The following is a 17,838-nucleotide window of genomic DNA, read 5'->3' as shown; positions in this document are numbered from 1 at the left end:
GTGGCGCTCAGGCCCGCATCAACGCCTCGATCTCGTCCCCCTTCACCGGCACGCCGCGCGAAATGAGCTCGCAGCCGGTGGCCGTGACGATGGCGTCGTCCTCGGTGCGGATACCGATGTTGTGGAACTGCTCGGGCACGCCATCGGCGGGACGCACGTAGATGCCGGGTTCGAGCGTGAGCACCATGCCGGGTTGCAGGATGCGGCTCGGGCGGTTCTTGATGAGCTCGTTCGACAGCGGGTCCTTGCGTTCGCTGACCTCGCCGACCTGCGTGGGTTCGACGTAGCTGCCGCAGTCGTGCACGTCCATGCCGAGCCAGTGGCCGGTGCGGTGCATGTAGAACTGGAAGTAGGCGCGGCTGTCGATCACGTCGTCGAGGCTGCCGACCTTGTTGGCGTCGAGCAGGCCCAGGTCGAGCATGCCCTGCGCGAGCACGCGCACGGCGGCGTCGTGCGGGTCGTTGAAGCGGTTGCCGGCCTTGGTGGCGGCGGCCGAGGCGTCCTGGCTCGCGAGCACGAGGTCGTACAGCGCGCGCTGCGGGCCGGTGAACCTGCCGTTGGCGGGAAAGGTGCGCGTGATGTCGCTGGCGTAGCCGTCGAGCTCGCAGCCGGCGTCGATCAGCACCAGCTCGCCGTCGCGCACGGGCGCGGCATCGGCGCGGTAATGCAACACGCAGGCGTTGGCGCCGGCCGCGACGATGGAACCGTAGGCCGGGTACTGCGAGCCGCCGAGGCGGAACTCGTGCAGCAGCTCGGCGTCGAGGTGGTACTCGCGCACGTCCTTGCCCTCGCGCAGCATGCGCGCCGACAGCTGCATCGCGCGGATGTGGGCGCGGGCGCTGATCTGCGCGGCGCGGCGCATGATGTCCTGCTCGTGCGCGTCCTTCACGAGGCGCATCTCGTCGAGCGGGCCGCAGAGGTCGCGCTGCTCCTCGGGGCACAGCGCGCCGTAGCGCACGCGCGCGCGCACCGACTGCAGCCAGCCGTCGACGCGGGTCTCGAGGCCCTTGTGGGTGGCGAACGGAAACCAGACGACCGAGCGGTTCTCGAGCAGCTTGGGCAGCTTCGCATCGAGCTCGGTGACCGAGAAGGCCTCGTCGAGGCCGAGCGCCTCGGGCGCGGCGTCGGGGCCGAGCCGGTAGCCGTCCCAGATCTCGCGCTCCAGGTCCTTGGGCGCGCAGAACAGCGTGGCGCGGCCGTCGCCGCCGAGCACCAGCCAGGCATTGGGCTCGGTGAAGCCGGTCAGGTAGTAGAAGTAGCTGTCGTGGCGGAACAGGAAGTCGCTGTCGCGGTTGCGCTGGCGTTCGGGCGCGGTCGGGATGATCGCGATGCCGTCCTTGCCCAGTTGCGAGGCGAGGCGAGCGCGGCGCTCGGCGTAGATCTTCTTGGTGTCGGTGGTGGTCATCGCGTGGAGACTTCCTGTGAGACGGGCTGGCTACGAAGGCCGGTTGAGTTCGGCGAGGCGCTCGGGCGTTCCCACGTCGGTCCAGGGGCCGGTGTAGAGCTCGGCGCTCACCAGGCCATTGTCCATCGCGGCACGCAGGATCGGCGCCAGCGGGGCTTTGACGCCGCCGGGATTGCCGCCAGGGATGGCGCAGTAGGGCGGCGCGAACAGCGCGGCGCGGTACAGGCCGATGGTCGAGAAGGTGTGGCGCGGGCCGTCTTGCGTGTTGAGCGCGAGGCCCTCGGCCGAGAGGCCGAAGTCGCCCTTCGGGTTGTGCGCGGGATTGGGCACCAGCCACAGGTGCGCGAGCTTGCCGCTCGCCACGAAGCGCTCGACCGCGGCCTGGGTGAAGACGAAGCCGGGCGCGAACACGTCGCCCGCCGCGACCCAGAACGGATCGCCCAACAGCGGCAGCGCGCGCACGATGCCGCCCGCGGTCTCGAGCGCGCCGCCGAAGTCTCGGGCCTCGTCGGAGTATGAAATCGATAGCGCCACCTGGCCGTCCAGCAACGGTTTCGAGCCGAAGTGGCCGGAGATCCGGTCGCCGAGCCAGGCCGTGTTGAGCACCAGCTCGGTGAAGCCGCCGGCCGCCAGCGCCTCCATCGGCCATTGCATCAGCGGCTTGCCACGGACCTCGAGCAGGGGCTTGGGGGTGGTGTCGGTCAGCGGCCGCATGCGCTCGCCGCGACCGGCCGCGAGCACCATGGCCTTGGCCGCCACCGTCGCGTCCCGGCTCAAGCGCTGGCCGCCACGCGCCCGCGTTGCAGCTCGTTGCGTTCGCTGTGGCGCGGACGGAACAGCGAGACCAGGCAGTCCATCAGCGCATGCGCCTTGGCCGAGTGGTCGCCGCCGAAGTTGCAGACATAGACGTCGAGCGTGACGGCGCGCTGCTCGGGCCAGGTGTGCAGGCACAGGTGCGATTCGGCCAGCAGCACGGTGGCGGTGACGCCGCCCGGGCCGTGCGTGGTGGCCGGGAAGCCGTGGACCAGCTTGCCCACCGGCTGCAGCCCCGCGGCCGACACGGCCTTGAGGCAGACGGCGCCGAGCGCCTCGCCGTCGGTGAGCCACTGCGCGCCGCATTGGCAGTCGTGAAGGTCGGCGGTGAGGTGCAGCCCGTGCATATGTCCGCGACTTTAGTACATCGCCCATGAGGGAAAACGCGGGTCCGGCCGGCTGCGCAAAATAAGCGCAGAGGGGTGTCAGCAGGCTGTCGGTGCCGGTTCGGGCTCGCCCGGTAAAATCGCGGGTTCTCCCGAGTCCCTCCCACCCAACTCCCCCGAAAGTTCCCTGCCCATGGCCAACCAAGCCCTGATGGCCAACGCGATCCGCGCGTTGGCTATGGATGCCGTTCAACAAGCCAATTCCGGACATCCGGGCGCACCGATGGGGATGGCCGACATGGCCGTCGCACTGTGGGGCGAGCACCTGCGCTACAACCCCGCCAACCCGCACTGGTTCGACCGCGACCGCTTCGTGCTGTCGAACGGCCACGCCTCGATGCTGCTGTACGCGGTGCTGCACCTGACCGGCTACGACCTGCCGATCGACGAGCTCAAGAACTTCCGCCAGCTGCACAGCAAGACCGCGGGCCACCCCGAGGTCGACGTGACCCCCGGCGTGGAAACCACCACCGGCCCGCTGGGCCAGGGCATCACCAATGCCGTGGGCTTCGCGCTGGCCGAGAAGCTGCTGGCCGCCGAGTTCAACCGCAAGAGCCACGACATCGTCGACCACCACACCTACGCCTTCCTGGGCGACGGCTGCATGATGGAAGGCATCAGCCACGAAGCCTGCGCGCTGGCCGGCGCCTGGCACCTCAACAAGCTGATCGCGCTGTACGACGACAACGGCATCAGCATCGACGGCCAGGTCAAGCCCTGGTTCATCGACAACACGGAAGAGCGCTTCAAGGCCTACGGCTGGAACGTCATCGGCCCGATCGACGGCAACGACGCCAAGGAAGTGTCGAAGGCCATCGCCAAGGCGAAGAAGGAAGAGTCGCGCCCCACGCTGATCGTCTGCAAGACCACCATCGGCAAGGGCAGCCCGAACCGCGCCGGCACCGCCAAGGCGCACGGCGAGGCGCTCGGCGCCGAGGAAATCAAGCTCACGCGCGAAGCCCTGGGCTGGACCGCGCCGGCCTTCGAGATCCCGACCGAGGTCTATGCCGACTGGAACCACAAGGACGAAGGCCACCGCCTCGAGACCGACTGGAACGAGCGCTTCGCCGCCTACGCCGTCGCCTACCCCGAGCTGGCCGGCGAGTTCACGCGCCGCATGAAGGGCGAGCTGCCCAAGGAATTCCACCAGGTCGCGTTCGACACCGTGGTGGCCGCGCACACCAAGGCCGAGACCGTGGCCAGCCGCAAGGCCAGCCAGCTCGCGCTGGAATCGTTCACCGCCGCGCTGCCCGAAATGCTCGGCGGCAGCGCCGACCTGACCGGCTCGAACCTCACCAACACCAAGAGCACCGCCGCGCTGCGCTTCGATCCGAAGACCGGCGCCGTGGTCATGAACGTGCCGGCGGTCGAGGCCAAGCCCGGCGCGGAAGACGAAGCCAAGTCCGAAGCGCCGGCCGAAGCCCCGCACGGCACCATCGGCCGCCACATCAACTACGGCGTGCGCGAGTTCGGCATGGCCGCGATCATGAACGGCGTGGCGCTGCATGGCGGCTACATCCCCTACGGCGGCACCTTCCTGACCTTCAGCGACTACAGCCGCAACGCGATCCGCATGGCCGCGCTGATGAAGCGCCGCGTGATCCACGTGTTCACGCACGACTCCATCGGCCTGGGCGAAGACGGCCCGACGCACCAGTCGATCGAGCACGCCGCCTCGCTGCGCCTGATCCCCAACCTCGACGTCTGGCGTCCGGGCGACACGGCCGAAACCGCCGTGGCCTGGGCCGTGGCGCTGCAGAACCAGTCGCGCCCGACCGCGCTGCTGCTGAGCCGCCAGAACATCGCCTATGCGGCGAAGAGCGAACTCGGCGACATCAGCCGCGGCGCCTACGTGCTGTCCGAACCCGAACAGGTCGGCCTGAAGAACAAGAAGACCGCGGCGGTCATCATCGCTACCGGTTCCGAAGTGCAGCTCGCGCTGGCCGCGCAGAAGCTCCTGGCCGAGAAGAAGATCGCGGTGCGCGTGGTGTCGATGCCCTCGACCACCACCTTCGACCGCCAGGACCTGGCCTACAAGAAGGCCGTGCTGCCGAAGAAGCTGCCGCGCGTGGCGGTCGAGATGGGCTGCACCGACGGCTGGTGGAAGTACGGCTGCGCCGCGGTCGTCGGCATCGACAGCTATGGCGAATCGGCCCCCGCGCCGGTGCTGTTCAAGCACTTCGGCTTCACGGCCGAGAACGTCGCCGCCACGGTCGAAGCGGCCCTGCGCGACTGAGCGCCGCGCGCCCTTCTTCCGGTCCGATCACAAGTTTTTCAACCTTAGGAGCAAGTCAGATGGCTATCAAACTCGGTATCAACGGCTTCGGCCGCATCGGCCGCAACGTGCTGCGCGCAGCCGTGCAGAACTTCAAGAACGAGATCGAAATCGTTGCCATCAACGACTTGCTCGAGCCCGACTACCTGGCCTACATGCTGCAGTACGACTCGGTGCACGGCCGCTTCAAGGGCGAGGTCACGGTCGAGGGCAACACGCTGATCGTGAACGGCAAGAAGATCCGCCTGACGCAGGAGCGCGACCCCGCGCAACTGAAGTGGAACGAGGTCGGCGCCGACATCGTGCTCGAGTCGACCGGCCTGTTCCTCACGAAGGAAACCGCGCAGAAGCACATCGACGCGGGCGCCAAGAAGGTGATCCTGTCGGCGCCGTCGAAGGACGACACGCCGATGTTCGTCTACGGCGTGAACGACAAGAAGTACGCCGGCGAGGCCATCATCAGCAACGCCAGCTGCACCACCAACTGCCTGGCCCCGCTGGCCAAGGTGCTCAACGACAAGTGGGGCATCAAGCGCGGCCTGATGACCACCGTGCACGCCGCCACCGCCACGCAGAAGACCGTGGACGGCCCGAGCAACAAGGACTGGCGCGGCGGCCGCGGCATCCTGGAAAACATCATCCCGTCGTCGACGGGCGCGGCCAAGGCCGTGGGCGTGGTGATCCCCGAGCTCAACAAGAAGCTCACGGGCATGAGCTTCCGCGTGCCGACCTCCGACGTGTCGGTGGTCGACCTGACGGTCGAGCTGGTGAAGGAAGCCACGTACAAGGAAATCTGCGCCGAGATGAAGGCGCAGAGCGAAGGCGCGCTCAAGGGCGTGCTGGGCTACACGGAAGACAAGGTGGTGGCCACCGACTTCCGCGGCGACCCGCGCACCTCGATCTTCGACGCCGAAGCCGGCATCGCGCTCGACGGCACCTTCGTGAAGCTCGTGAGCTGGTACGACAACGAATGGGGCTACTCGAACAAGTGCCTCGAGATGGTGAAGGTCGTCTCGAAGTAAGCCTTCGAACCCGCCATGAAGAACGCGCTCCCAGGAGCGCGTTTTTTCTTTTGGGGGCGCTGCTTCAGCGCAGCTTCTCGTTGCGCCGTATCTCGCTCGCGAGCTGCCCCGCCATGCGCGCCGCGGCGCGGCGCGCGGCCAGGCCGAAGTCGCCCTTGTACTCGCCGAACTCGGCCGTGCCGTTGCCGACCGCGCGCACCCGCGTGACCTCGGCGCCCGCGGCGTCGGTGACCACGCACTGCACCTCGGCGGTGAACGAGGTCGGCGGCCAGGCCAGCAGCGAGGTGGAGCTCGAGTCGGTCGTGATCTTCGGCGTGAACACCAGCGCGATGCCGGCCGCCTGGTTGGCCTTCACGTCGTTCGCGGTGCGTAGCACCACCACGTCGCGGTAGACGGAGCGCAGCGCGTCGCGCACCGGCTTCTCGAGGTCGCGGTAGGGGAAGTAGCTGACCTTGTCGCCGCTGCCGCCGGGCGTGACCACCTGGGTGTCGCGCTGCGCGTCGGTCATCACGTAGGCCACCTTCTTCTGCACCAGGTGCTGCAGCGAACGCGGTGGCGCCGGGTCGGTGACCATGGTGATCGGATGGGTGCAGGCCGCGAGCAGCAGCGCGCCGAAGGCGAGGGCGGCGATGCCGGCGGCGCGCGTGCAGGAAGAGAGCAGGGACATGGCGGCGCCTCGTGTCGTTGTCGTCATGGCCGGATCGCCGCCACGAACTGCGGATCGGCATAGACCTGGCGCAGCAGCGCGCGCACCAGGCGCGGGTACTCGGCCTGGCCGGCCGGCACCGCCACCGCGGCGCCATAGCCCGATTCGAACCTGGTCTCGCCGCGGTAGGTGCGGCGCAGCCGCTGCGTGTCGCCGCGCGTGACCACGATCTCGACCTCCATGCGGCCGCCGCCGTTGAACACGCCGAGGTCGAGTTCGTTGAGCAGGATGCGCGCCGCGATGCGCGTGGGCGCCTTCGGGTCGAGCACCGAGATCTCGGCCAGGTCGCGCCGCATCGCTTCCTCGAGGTAGAGCGCGAAGCTGCCGTTGGGCGAGACCAGGCGCGTGCTGCGCATGCGCACGTTGTTGACCTTGTCCTCGGGATCGGTGGGCTGGGCGCGCGCCACCGCCACCATGCCGGGGCGCGTGGCCTCGAGGCGGTCGAGCGCCTCGTAGTCGGCCGCGTAGGGCGGCGCCATCAGCGGCGCGCAGCCGCTGGCCAGCAGCACGAGCGCGGCCAGCGCGGCGGGCACCGCGGTGGCGCGCGCGCACCGGCGCAGGCCTTGCGAACGGAAGATCGCCATGTCCGTGGTCCCCTCTCTGTGTCGTTGAACGGCTGCCGGCAAAGGTAGCAGCATCCCGTGCGCACGAATACAACGGAAAGGGGTAGGCGGCGAAGCAGAAAGAAGCGCCCGTCGGGCGCGCGGCCTCAGACCGGCTCGAGCACGTGGATCAGCTTGCTCTCGACCAGTGCCTTGGTCTTCTCGCCATGGGCCTTCATGTGCGGCGCGACCGCGTGGGCCTGCAGGTCGGCCAGCGTCTCCCACTTCTCGATCACGACGAAGGTGTCGGCGCCGAAGCTGGCCTTCGAGGGCGGGATGCCCTGCGCGTCGATGGTGGCGCCGTATTCGATGCAGCCCTTCTCGGCCAGCACCGCGGCACGGTTCTCGGCGAAGGCGGCGAGCAGCGCGGCGCGCTGGCCCGGCTTGGCGGTGATGACGGCGACGACGTGGATCATGGGCGAGGGTCTCCTGGGGATGGGAAGAACGGGCCGGTGCGGCCGCGAGCCTTCGAATCTAAGAGATTCCGCGCGGGCCTGCCGGGCAGGGTGGTCCGATGGGCGACAAGGCCCGAGGCTTGTCCCTATCATCGCGCGCATGTTCTTCCCGCTGCCCCGCACCGCCACCGCGCCCTTCTGTCCGTCCGAGGTGAAAGGCAGCGTCGCGGTGCCGCAGGAGCTGTCCTTCGGCCGCAAGCTGCTGCGCTACGCGGGCCCGGGGCTGCTGGTGTCGGTGGGCTACATGGACCCGGGCAACTGGGCCACCGACATCGAGGCCGGTTCGCGCTTCGGCTACGGCCTGCTGTTCGTGGTGCTGCTCGCGAGCCTCGCGGCGATGCTGCTGCAGACCTTGTGCGTGCGGCTCGGGCTGATCGCGCAGAAGGACCTGGCGCGCGCCTGCCGCGAGCGCTATTCGCCGCGCGTCAACCGCTTCCTCTGGCTCGGCGCCGAGCTCGCCATCGTGGCCTGCGACCTGGCCGAGGTGCTCGGCAGCGCGCTCGCGCTGCACCTGCTGTTCGGCGTCTCGATCCCGGTGGGCATCCTCATCACCGCCTTCGACACCCTGCTGGTACTGGGCCTGCAGGGTGCGGGCTTCCGCCGCGTGGAGGCGATCGTGCTCGGCCTGGTCGGCACCATCGCGGCCTGCTTCGTGGTCGAGCTCGCGATGGCGCCGCCCAACTGGTTCGGCGTGGCGGTCGGCTTCGTGCCGATGCTCGAGCGGCTGCACCAGCCGGGCGCGCTCTACCTCGCGATCGGCATCGTGGGCGCGACGGTGATGCCGCACAACCTCTACCTGCACTCGTCGATCGTGCAGACCCGGCTGGTGGCGCCGACCGAGCCCGCGCGGCGCGAGGCGGTGCGCTTCTGCACGCTCGACGCGGTGGTCTCGCTGTCGCTCGCGCTGCTGGTCAACGCGGCCATCATGGTGCTCGCGGCCAGCGCCTTCCACGGCACCGGCCACACGGCGGTGACCGAGATCGACGATGCCTACCGGCTGATCGAGCCGGTGGTGGGCAGCGCGCTGGCGGCCACGCTGTTCGGCGTGGCGCTGCTGGCCTCGGGCCAGAGCTCGACCTTCACCGGCACCATCGCGGGCCAGATCATCATGGAAGGCTTTCTCGACCTGAAGATCCCGTGCTGGCAGCGGCGCCTGATCACGCGCGCGCTGGCGCTGGTGCCGGCCTTCGTCGGCGTGTGGTGGTTCGGCGACGGCGGCGTGGGCAAGATGCTGGTGCTGAGCCAGGTGGTGCTGAGCTTCCAGCTGCCGTTCGCGATGTGGCCGCTGATCCGCTTCACGAGCGACCGCGCGCTGATGGGCGGCTTCGCGAACGGGCCGGTGCTGAAGTCGCTGGCCTGGCTGCTGTTCGGCGTGATCAGCGCGGCCAACGTGTGGCTGGTGGCGTCGGTGGTGCTGGGCATCGGCTGAGCGCCGACCGTCGGTCGCGGATTTGCATCCGGTTACCCGGCGCGGCTTCGGGCGGTCATGCGAAGGCCCTAGCATCGGGCCCGTCGCATCACCCAGGAAGCCCCGCGCATGTTCATCGTGACCCTCACCTACATCCGCCCCCTCGAGGAGGTCGACGCGCTGATCGACGCGCACATGGTGTGGCTGCGGAAGCACTACGAGAGCGGGCTGTTCATCGCCTCGGGCCGCCAGGTGCCGCGCCGCGGCGGCGTGATCATCGCGCGCTCGGGCGACCGCGCCGCGCTCGAAGCCGTGCTGGCGCGCGACCCCTTCGTACAGGGCGAAGTGGCGCGCGCCGAGGTGATCGAGTTCGTGCCGAGCATGACGGCGCTGGGCGCCGAGATGCTCAAGACCTTCTGAGTCCTTAGAAGGTGTGAAGGAACCGTCGCGAGCGCCCCGAGGTCGCGTCGAGGACCGCAGCCGTACTGACGTACGGCGAGGACCGCAGATGCGAGATCGGGGCGCGCAGCAGGTTCATTCACACCTTCTCAGCGGGCCGGCTTGTCCTCGCGCCCGCCCGGATGCCGCGCGAAGCGTGCCGGGTCGCGGCCATGCACCGGCGCCCCGTCGTCCCAGGGCCAGCCGCCGAACTGCGTGCGGCGGTAGTCGGCCAGGGTCTGGCTGATCTCGGCCTGCGTGTTCATCACGAAGGGCCCGTACTGCACCACCGGCTCGGCGATCGGGCGGCCCTGCAGCAGCAGGAACTCGGCCGTGTCGGCGTCGCCGTTGACGATCTCGACCGCGGTGCCGGCATGCAGCTCGATGGCCGCCGGCCCCTGCACCTCGCGGCCCGCGATGCGCGCCTGCGCACCCTTGAAGAAGTACAGCATGCGCCGCGTGCCTGCGCCGCTGGCGGCCGGCAGCGTCCAGTCGGCGCCGGGCGTCATGCGCAGGGTCCAGATCGCCACGTCGGCCTCGGTGCGCGCGGCCCACGAATCGGGCGGCGGCGCCAGCGGATCGATGGGCGCGGGCGCGCCGGCCTCGGCCGCGTTGCCGAGCTGGCCCGCGATCACCGCGATCTCGGTGCGGCCGCCGCGCGGCGACTCGACCACCAGGCGCGGGATCGCTTCCGACCAGAACATCGTGAAATGCGGCTCGGCCATCTTGCTGGCGGCCGGCAGGTTCAGCCAGATCTGGAACAGCTCGAGCGGATTCGGCGCGCCGGCGTCGAGCAGCGGGAACATCTCCGAATGCACGATGCCCTTGCCGGCCGTGAGCCACTGCACGTCGCCGCCGCCGAAGCGCGCGGTGGCGCCCAGCGAGTCGGAATGGTCGATCAGGCCCTTGCGCACGATGGTCACGGTCTCGAAGCCGCGGTGCGGGTGCGAGGGAAAGCCCGGCACGGTCTCGCCGTGGTACATGCTCCAGCCGTCCTTGCGGCTGAAGTCCTGGCCGATGTCGCGGCCCGCGAGCGAGGCCTCGGGGCCCATCTGCGCATTGGCGCGCGGATAGGCGTCGTCGTGGTAGACGCAGAACAGGAACGGGTCGACCGTCTCCCACGGGAAGCCCAGGGGCTTGATCCCCACGATGGGGTTGTCGCTGGCGGTGGCGGTGGGCACGTCGGCCTTCCTTTCGGGATCGGACGCCGTCGATGGCGCGGCGTCCTTGGCCCCTATGTCGGGGCGCTTGCGCCCATCGGAAGGGCGCGTGCGCGCGACAGTGCGGCTCGCGGATGGAACGATGGGCATCGCCGGACCGCCTGCCGCCCTTATTGCTGCGGCATCTGCGCGTTCGGGTCCATGAACACCAGCTCCCAGAGGTGGCCGTCGAGGTCCTGGAAGCCATGGCCGTACATGAAGCCGAGGTCCTGCGGCGCGCGCGGCGTGGTGCCGCCGGCGGCGACCGCCTTGGCCACCAGCTCGTCGACCTCGGCGCGGCTCTCGCACGAGAGGCACAGCAGCACTTCGGTGCTGGTGCGGGTGTCGGCGATCGCCTTGTCGGTGAAGGTCTTGAAGAAGGACTCGACCAGCAGCATCGCGTGGATGCTGCCTTCCTGCACCACCATGCAGGCGGCATTGGCATCGGTGAACTGCGGGTTGAAGTTGTAGCCCAGCGCGTTGAAGAAAGCCTTGGACTTGTCGAGGTCCTTGACGGGGAGGTTCACGAAGATCTGCTTGGTGGCCATGGTGTTTCCTGTGCGTCGAAAGAAGAGAACAAAAAAAGGGGCTTCGGGGCGCTGGACGGGTTGTTGTGTACAGCGTCCACAAATTATGCAAAACAAAATGGACGGTGTCCACATCAATTTGCAAGAAGACGCTTCCGGCCCCCGGCGGACCGCCCCGATGCCCGCGCGCGCCGTGCGTCGATGGGTGGCGCCACGGCGCGCAGCGTGCATCATGGCCGGCTCATGGAAATCGAATTCAAGTTCCACATCCCCACCGACCGCCTGAAGGCCGTCGACGCCGCGCTGCGCCGCGGTGCCGTGGTGCGCACGCGGCTGCAGGCGCGTTATTTCGACACCGCCGACGAGCGGCTGGCCGCGCAGGGCATCGTGCTGCGGCTGCGCAAGGAGGGCCGGCGCTGGGTGCAGACGGTGAAAGCCACCGGCGACAACGCGCTGCACCGGCTCGAGCACAACGTCGACCTCGGCACCGCGGGCGCCTCGCCAGGCATCGATCCGCAACGCCACCAGGGCACGCCGGTCGGCGAGCGGCTGGCGCAGGCGCTCGCGGGCGAGGATGGGCAGCCCGCGGCGCTGGTCGAGCGCCAGTCCACCGACATCGTGCGGCTCACGCGCGACGTGCGCAGCACCGGGCCCGGCGGCGTCGTCGCCGAGCTGGCGCTCGATGTCGGCAAGGTGGTCGCGCATGCCGGCACGCCCGAACAGCGCGAATCGCCGGTCTGCGAACTCGAGCTCGAACTCAAGCGCGGCAGCGTGCCGGGGCTGGTCGCGCTCGCGCAGCGCTGGTCGCAGCAGCACGGGCTGTGGTTCAGCACCATCTCGAAGGCCGAGCGCGGCGCGCGGCTGCTGGCGGGGCTCGAGGTGGTGCCCGCCGTCAAGGCCGAGCCGCCGCGCTTCGCGAGCGCGCCCGATGGCCGCGCGATCCAGCGCGCCGTGGTCGCGAACTGCCTCGCGCAGATCCTGCCGAATGCCACCGAAGTGGCCGCGGGCAGCGACGACGAGGAACAGGTCCATCAACTGCGTATCGGCATCCGCCGCCTGCGCACGGCCCTGCGTGAACTCGAGGGGCTCGATCCCTCGGGCGCCTTCGACCGCGCGGGCTGGGAGCCGGCGCTGGTCGACTGCTTCCGCGCACTGGGCGCGCTGCGCGACCGCGAGCAGGTGGCGAAGATCGCGCAGCCGAAACTGCGCGAGGCCGGGGCGCCCGAGGTGGATCCGCTGGCCGGCGAGGCGGCCGGCGCAGGCCCCACCCAGCCTTCACCCGGCGACGCTGTTCGCGCGCCCGCGTTCCAGGCGGTGCTGGTGGCCTTGATCGGCTTCACCGCCACCGAGGCCCCGGCGCCCGAACCGGCCGCGGAGGGCGCGCCGCCCGTCACGCCGCTGGACTCCGACGACGCCCGCCGCTTCCTGTGCAAGCGCCTGCAACGCCTGCACGCGCAGGCCCTGCGCGATGGCGGCCGCTTCGAATCGCTGGACACCGACAGCCAGCACCGCGTGCGCAAGCGCCTCAAGCGCCTGCGCTACCTCGCCGAATTCGCGGCGCCGCTGTTCGAGACCCGGGACGAGAAGAAGAGCGACGACAAGAGCGCCGCCGAGCGCTACCTGAAGCGCCTGCGTCCCGCGCAGGACGCATTGGGCGAGTTCAACGACGAGGCCGTCGCGATGGCCCTGTACCGCGAAGCCACCGCGCACGATGCGCGCGCCTGGTTCGCGGTGGGCTGGTTCAGCGCGCGGCATGCGGCGGGCGCGGCGGCCTGCCGGGAGGCGCTGGAAAAGATCGAGGGCGCGCCGCGGTTCTGGAAGAAGGGCCGCGGCAAGTCCTGACGCGGGGCGCGCGAGCGAGCGCGTCCGACGTCAGTGGTGGTGGCCGTGCGCCCCGTGCACGTGGCGATGCTCGATCTCCACCGGCAGAGCCTCGCGCACGTCCGTCACGGTCAGGCTGAAGCGCAGCGCCTTGCCGGCCCACGGATGGTTGCCGTCGAGCATGACGACCGGGCCCTTGATCTTCATCACGGTGAACACGTGTTCGCGGCCGTCGTCGAGGCGGCCCTGCAGCTGGCCGCCCACCTTCACGCCCGGCGGGAAGTCGGTCTTGGGAATGCTGCGCACCAGCGTCTCGTCGCGCTGGCCGAAGGCGTCCTCGGGCGCGAGGTTCAGGGTGGTCTGGTAGCCCTTCTCGTGGCCGTCGAGCGCTTCCTCGATCTTGGGCAGCGTGTTCTCGTAGCCGCCATGCAGGTAGGCCATGGGCTCGGGGCTGGCTTCGATCAGCTTGCCCTGGGCGTCGGCGACTTTGTACTTGAGGGTGACGACGGTGTCTTTTGCGATTTTCATCGGGCCATTTTCCGTGCAAACCGATGGGCCGTGACGGCTAGGTCTTCCATGAGCGGAAGGCCTCGGGCAGCGTTTCTTCGGTGCTCAGCTTCTGCGTCACCATCGCGATGAAGGCCGACACCGCGAGCGGCAGGTGCTTGCGGCTCGGGTACAGCACGGTCAGCCCCTGCCCCGTGCGCTGGTACCGCGGCAGCACCGGCATGAGCCGGCCGGCCGCCACGTCGAGCCGGCCCATCGAAGGCGGCAGCAGCGCGATGCCCAGGCCGGCCACCGCCGCCCGGCGCAGCGCCTGCGCGGTGTTGCCGCTGAAGCGGCCCGTGACCTGCACCTCCTCCTCGCCGTCCGGCCCGGCCAGCCGCCAGGTCGCGCGGCCGCTGGGATGCGCCGCGGTCACGCAGTCGTGCTGCGCCAGCTCCTGCAGCGTGGCCGGGGCGCCGCGCGCGGCGATGTAGGCGGGGCTCGCCACCAGGCCGTCGGTGCGCGGCCCCAGCAGCTTGCGGCCGACGTAGCCCGAATCGGGCTGCGCGCCGCCACGGAAGGCGACGTCGATCTGCTCCGCGATCAGGTCGGCCTTGGCGTCGCTCAGCACGAAGTCGACCCGCACCAGCGGATTCGCGGCCAGGAAGTCGGCCACCCATTCCATCGGGAAGAAATCGAAGAAGTCAGCGGTCGCCGCCACGCGCACCAGGCCGCTGGGCGCATGGCTGCCGGTGATCAGTTCCTGCCCGGCCTCGACCAGTCCATCGACCGCGCCCGCGCAGCGCTCGTGAAAAGCTTGGCCCGCGCTGGTCAGCGTCAGCTTGCGGGTCGAGCGCTGCATCAGCCGCGTGCCCAGCTGCGCCTCGAGCTGCTGGATGCGCCGGCTCACGGTGTTGGGCGGCAGCCCGAGGCGCCGGGCGGCTTCGGCAAAGCTGCCATGGCGCACCACCTGCACGAACATGGCGATGTCGTTGAGGTCGAGCATGGGCGATTCCTTCGATGGATGGACGAGTGAAATCCGACTCTACCGTCTAGTCGATCAATGGGTGCGACCCTAACCTTGTACCCATGACTTCCTCGTCCTCTCTTTCTCCCCTCCAGCGCCGCATCGTCTGGGGCGTTCGCATCCTCCTGGCGCTGGCTTTCGGCGCGGCCGGCGCCGCCAAGCTGGCCGGCGTGCCGCAGATGGTTCAGGTGTTCGACGCCATCGGCTTCGGCCAGTGGTTCCGCTACGTGACGGGTGTGGTCGAGGTCGGCGGCGCATTGCTGCTGCTCGTGCCCGCGACCGGCTTTGTCGGCGGCCTGCTGCTGGCCGCGACCATGGTCTGCGCCGTGGCCACGCACCTCGTGCTGATCGGCGGCAACCCCGCGCCGGCCATCGTTCTCACGCTGCTCTCGGCCTTCGTGGCGTGGCGGCTGCGGCCTGTGTCGCGGCCGGTCGCCATCGCGCGCTGATTCCTCTTTGTCCCCTCACCCCATTCAGGAGTACCCCATGACCCAACAGCAAAAACCCCTCATCGGCATCGTCATCGGCTCGACCCGCGAAGGCCGCTTCGGCGAGAAGCCCGCGCATTGGATCCACGAGATCGCGAAGCAGCGCACCGACCTCGCCTTCGAACTGGTCGACCTGCGCGACCATCCGCTGCCCTTCTTCAACGAAGCCGGCGCGCCGGCCTGGGGCCCGGTGAAGAACGAGGCCGCGCAGCGCTGGCAGGCGAAGCTGGCCACCTTCGACGGCCTCGTCGTGGTCACGCCCGAGTACAACCACGGCCCGAGCGCGGTGCTGAAGAACGCGATCGACTGGGCCTACAAGGAGTTCGTGCGCAAGCCGATCGGCTTCGTGGGCTACGGCGGCGTGGGCGCGGCGCGCGCGATCGAGCAGCTGCGGCTGATCGCGGTCGAGATGCAGATGGCACCGGTGCGCAACGCGGTGCACATCGGCATGGTCGAGTTCCTCGGCATCTGGCAGCAGGGCAAGAGCTTCGAGGACTTCCCGCACCTCGCGCAGGCCGCGGGCGGCATGCTCGACGACCTCGCGTGGTGGACGAAGGCACTGAAGACCGCGAGGGAGGCCGTATGACCGCTGAAGTCGCAACACGAACCCGCGCCATCGTCTACCGTACGCGCGGCATGAAGCACGGCCCGATCGCGCGGCTCGTGAGCCCGGGCGACCTCGGCGAATTCCTCAAGCCCTTCGTCTTCCTCGACCTGTTCGGCTTCGACACCGAGGGCGGCCACCGCGGCTTCGGCATGCATCCGCACTCGGGCATCGCCACGCTGACCTGGCTGATCGAGGGCGACACGCTCTACGAGGACACGACCGGCGAACAGGGCGTGCTGCGCGGCGGCGGCGTCGAATGGATGCGGGCGGGCAATGGCGTGTGGCACACGGGCGCGCCGGCGCCAGGCGTGCAGCGCGTGCGCGGCTTCCAGCTCTGGGTGGCGCTGCCCGCATCGGAAGAGAACGCGCCCGCGCAGAGCATCTACCTCGCGCCCTCGCAGGTGCCGCGCGAAGGCCCGGCGCGCGTGCTGCTCGGCAGCTACGGCGCGGCGCGCAGCGCGATCCCGGCGCCCGCGCCGATCAACTACCTCGCGGTGCAACTGAAGGCCGGCGAGCACTGGCGCTACACGCCGCCGGCCGGCCACACGGTGGGCTGGCTCGCGGTGGAGAGCGGCCGGCTCGACGCGGGCGACGAGGCCGGCGGGACCATCGGCGACGGCGAGCTCGCGGTGTTCGAGGAGTCGGGCGAGGCCATCGACCTCGTGGCGCATGGCGACAGCTCCTTCGTGCTGGGCTCGGCGGTCAAGCATCCGCATGAGCTCGTGATGGGCCACTACTCGGTGCACACCAGCCGCGCGACGCTGGACCAGGGCGAGGCCGAGATCCGTCGCATCGGCGCGAAACTGCGGCAGGAGGGCCGGCTCGGCCGAGCCGCATAGAGCCTCGTAATCGAGCATGCGCGCGGCGGGCGGCTGCGCCAGAATCGTTCGCTTCCAGAACGATCCAGCCAGCCGCCCCCCATGAACATCGTCGATTCCTTCGCCGACGTCGCCCGCTTCGTCGACATCCGGCGCGACATCCACGCCCACCCCGAACTCGGCTTCGAGGAACACCGCACCTCCGAGAAGGTCGCGGGCCTGCTCGCCGAATGGGGCATCGAGGTGCACCGCGGCATCGCGGGCACCGGCCTGGTCGGCGTGCTGCGCAAGGGCACGGGCGCGCGCACCATCGGCCTGCGCGCCGACATGGATGCGCTGCCGCTGCACGAGGCCAACGAGTTCGCCCACAAGTCGCGCCACGCGGGCCGCATGCATGCCTGCGGCCATGACGGCCACACCACCATGCTGCTGGCCGCCGCCTGGCACCTGTCGCAGCAGGGCCCGGACGACTTCGACGGCACGGTGCATTTCATCTTCCAGCCCGCGGAGGAGATGGGCAAGGCCGGTGCCAAGAAGATGATCGACGAGGGCCTGTTCGAGCGCTTCCCCTGCGACGCGGTCTTCGGCCTGCACAACTTCCCGGTCGGCGACGTGGGCCGCTTCGCGCTCAACGAGGGCGCGCTCATGGCCTCGAGCAATACCTACCGCATCACGCTGCACGGGCGCGGCACGCATGCCTCGATGCCGCACACCGGCATCGACCCGGTGGCGGCGGTGGTCAACCTCGCGCAGCAGCTGCAGACCATCGTCGCGCGCACCATCCCGAGCACCGAGCGCGCGCTGCTCGCGGTCACGCAGCTGCGCGGCTCGGACGCGCCCAACATCATTCCCGACGAGGCCACGGTCGGCGGCACCATCCGCACCTTCTCGATCGAGGCCATCGACCTGCTCGAGGCGCGGCTGCGCGAGGTGGCCGCGGGCGTGGCGGCGGCGCACGGCTGCACGGCCGAGGTGTTCTTCAACCGCTCCTCGCCGCCGACGGTGAACCATCCGGCCGAGGCACGCTTCGCGGCCGGCGTGATGCGCGAGGTGGTGGGCGACGACATGGTCACCACCGACTTCCCGGCGGTGATGGGCGCCGAGGACTTCGCCCACATGCTGCTGGCGCGGCCCGGCTGCTACGCCTTCCTCGGCAATGGCGACGGCGACCACCGGCTCGACGGCCACGGGCCCGGGCCTTGCATCATCCACAACAGCTCGTTCGACTTCAACGACGAGATCATCCCGATCGGCGCGAGCTACTTCGTGCGGCTGGCGCAGCGCTGGCTCGCGCCGGGGCGCTAAAGGCGTCCACGCGGACTTCTTCTTTTCTCCAACCCGACGAAAGCGGCCCC

19 protein-coding genes are annotated in these 17,838 nt (G+C 69.8%); 9 read left to right on the top strand and 10 right to left on the bottom strand.

Annotated features, from left to right (window positions below; genetic code table 11):
• Positions 1-7 precede the first annotated feature (7 nt).
• From R0232_RS33910 to speD, 3 genes are read right to left on the bottom strand one after another with little or no spacing between them, the layout of a single operon-like run.
• Positions 8-1,405, bottom strand: coding sequence for an aminopeptidase P N-terminal domain-containing protein (locus R0232_RS33910; RefSeq protein WP_431510842.1), 1,398 nt, complete (start codon positions 1,403-1,405; stop codon positions 8-10).
• A gap of 30 nt (positions 1,406-1,435) precedes the next feature.
• On the bottom strand, positions 1,436-2,149 hold the full coding sequence (locus R0232_RS33905) for a nucleotidyltransferase family protein (RefSeq protein WP_431512951.1): 714 nt from the start codon (positions 2,147-2,149) through the stop codon (positions 1,436-1,438).
• 29 nt (positions 2,150-2,178) lie between these two features.
• Positions 2,179-2,565 (bottom strand): adenosylmethionine decarboxylase, encoded by a 387-nt coding sequence (gene speD / locus R0232_RS33900; RefSeq protein ID WP_093351640.1) that lies wholly within the window; start codon positions 2,563-2,565, stop codon positions 2,179-2,181.
• A 172-nt stretch (positions 2,566-2,737) separates the two neighbouring features.
• On the opposite strand from speD, the gene R0232_RS33895 reads away from it, so the two are divergent.
• Both R0232_RS33895 and gap read left to right on the top strand, forming a co-directional pair.
• Positions 2,738-4,840, top strand: coding sequence for a transketolase family protein (locus R0232_RS33895; protein WP_431510841.1), 2,103 nt, complete (start codon positions 2,738-2,740; stop codon positions 4,838-4,840).
• 59 nt (positions 4,841-4,899) lie between these two features.
• The gene (gene gap / locus R0232_RS33890) at positions 4,900-5,901 is read left to right on the top strand and encodes a type I glyceraldehyde-3-phosphate dehydrogenase (protein ID WP_093351635.1); all 1,002 of its coding nucleotides are present in this window, start codon (positions 4,900-4,902) and stop codon (positions 5,899-5,901) included.
• A gap of 64 nt (positions 5,902-5,965) precedes the next feature.
• On the opposite strand, the gene R0232_RS33885 is transcribed toward gap, so the two are convergent.
• From R0232_RS33885 to R0232_RS33875, 3 genes are all read right to left on the bottom strand, one after another.
• Entirely contained in the window at positions 5,966-6,568 is a 603-nt protein-coding gene (locus R0232_RS33885) for a hypothetical protein (protein WP_431510840.1), read from the bottom strand.
• 23 nt (positions 6,569-6,591) lie between these two features.
• Positions 6,592-7,191, bottom strand: coding sequence for a hypothetical protein (locus R0232_RS33880; protein WP_431510839.1), 600 nt, complete (start codon positions 7,189-7,191; stop codon positions 6,592-6,594).
• A 125-nt stretch (positions 7,192-7,316) separates the two neighbouring features.
• Entirely contained in the window at positions 7,317-7,625 is a 309-nt protein-coding gene (locus R0232_RS33875) for a putative quinol monooxygenase (RefSeq protein ID WP_057593255.1), read from the bottom strand.
• A 139-nt stretch (positions 7,626-7,764) separates the two neighbouring features.
• Between R0232_RS33875 and R0232_RS33870 the strand changes: the two genes are divergently transcribed.
• The gene (locus tag R0232_RS33870; protein WP_431510838.1) at positions 7,765-9,093 is read left to right on the top strand and encodes an Nramp family divalent metal transporter; all 1,329 of its coding nucleotides are present in this window, start codon (positions 7,765-7,767) and stop codon (positions 9,091-9,093) included.
• Between the two features lie 108 nt (positions 9,094-9,201).
• Entirely contained in the window at positions 9,202-9,492 is a 291-nt protein-coding gene (locus tag R0232_RS33865; RefSeq protein ID WP_057593253.1) for a YciI family protein, read from the top strand.
• Between the two features lie 128 nt (positions 9,493-9,620).
• Here the strand turns inward: R0232_RS33865 and R0232_RS33860 are convergent, their stop codons facing one another.
• Both R0232_RS33860 and R0232_RS33855 read right to left on the bottom strand, forming a co-directional pair.
• Positions 9,621-10,691: a pirin family protein gene (locus R0232_RS33860; RefSeq protein WP_431510837.1), complete on the bottom strand. Its 1,071-nt coding sequence runs from the start codon at positions 10,689-10,691 to the stop codon at positions 9,621-9,623.
• Positions 10,692-10,840: 149 nt separating this feature from the next.
• Positions 10,841-11,257 carry a VOC family protein gene (locus tag R0232_RS33855; protein WP_093351622.1) on the bottom strand — a complete coding sequence of 139 codons (417 nt, stop codon included), beginning with the start codon at positions 11,255-11,257 and terminating at the stop codon, positions 10,841-10,843.
• A 222-nt stretch (positions 11,258-11,479) separates the two neighbouring features.
• Between R0232_RS33855 and R0232_RS33850 the strand changes: the two genes are divergently transcribed.
• Positions 11,480-13,078 (top strand): CHAD domain-containing protein, encoded by a 1,599-nt coding sequence (locus tag R0232_RS33850; RefSeq protein ID WP_431510836.1) that lies wholly within the window; start codon positions 11,480-11,482, stop codon positions 13,076-13,078.
• Between the two features lie 30 nt (positions 13,079-13,108).
• On the opposite strand, the gene R0232_RS33845 is transcribed toward R0232_RS33850, so the two are convergent.
• Together R0232_RS33845 and R0232_RS33840 are read right to left on the bottom strand one after the other, a co-directional pair.
• Positions 13,109-13,585, bottom strand: a complete 477-nt coding sequence (locus R0232_RS33845; protein ID WP_431510835.1) for an FKBP-type peptidyl-prolyl cis-trans isomerase — start codon at positions 13,583-13,585, stop codon at positions 13,109-13,111.
• Between the two features lie 37 nt (positions 13,586-13,622).
• Positions 13,623-14,549, bottom strand: a complete 927-nt coding sequence (locus R0232_RS33840) for a LysR family transcriptional regulator (protein ID WP_208513057.1) — start codon at positions 14,547-14,549, stop codon at positions 13,623-13,625.
• 83 nt (positions 14,550-14,632) lie between these two features.
• Here R0232_RS33840 and R0232_RS33835 point away from each other — a divergent pair, with 83 nt between their 5' ends.
• The 4 genes from R0232_RS33835 to R0232_RS33820 all read left to right on the top strand — a co-directional run bounded on the left by R0232_RS33835 (position 14,633) and on the right by R0232_RS33820 (position 17,788).
• Positions 14,633-15,019, top strand: a complete 387-nt coding sequence (locus tag R0232_RS33835; RefSeq protein WP_431510834.1) for a DoxX family protein — start codon at positions 14,633-14,635, stop codon at positions 15,017-15,019.
• Positions 15,020-15,056: 37 nt separating this feature from the next.
• Positions 15,057-15,644: an NADPH-dependent FMN reductase gene (locus R0232_RS33830; protein ID WP_431510833.1), complete on the top strand. Its 588-nt coding sequence runs from the start codon at positions 15,057-15,059 to the stop codon at positions 15,642-15,644.
• On the top strand, positions 15,641-16,504 hold the full coding sequence (locus R0232_RS33825) for a pirin family protein (protein WP_431510832.1): 864 nt from the start codon (positions 15,641-15,643) through the stop codon (positions 16,502-16,504). Before R0232_RS33830 ends, R0232_RS33825 begins: the two co-directional genes overlap by 4 nt.
• A gap of 81 nt (positions 16,505-16,585) precedes the next feature.
• The gene (locus R0232_RS33820) at positions 16,586-17,788 is read left to right on the top strand and encodes a M20 aminoacylase family protein (protein ID WP_093351605.1); all 1,203 of its coding nucleotides are present in this window, start codon (positions 16,586-16,588) and stop codon (positions 17,786-17,788) included.
• The last annotated feature ends 50 nt before the right edge of the window (positions 17,789-17,838 follow it).

The sequence above is a fragment of the Variovorax sp. DAIF25 genome (assembly GCF_050711835.1).
Lineage (GTDB): Bacteria > Pseudomonadota > Gammaproteobacteria > Burkholderiales > Burkholderiaceae_C > Variovorax.
Note: the sequence above shows the minus strand (reverse complement) of the source record. Positions and strands in the feature narration are given on the sequence as shown.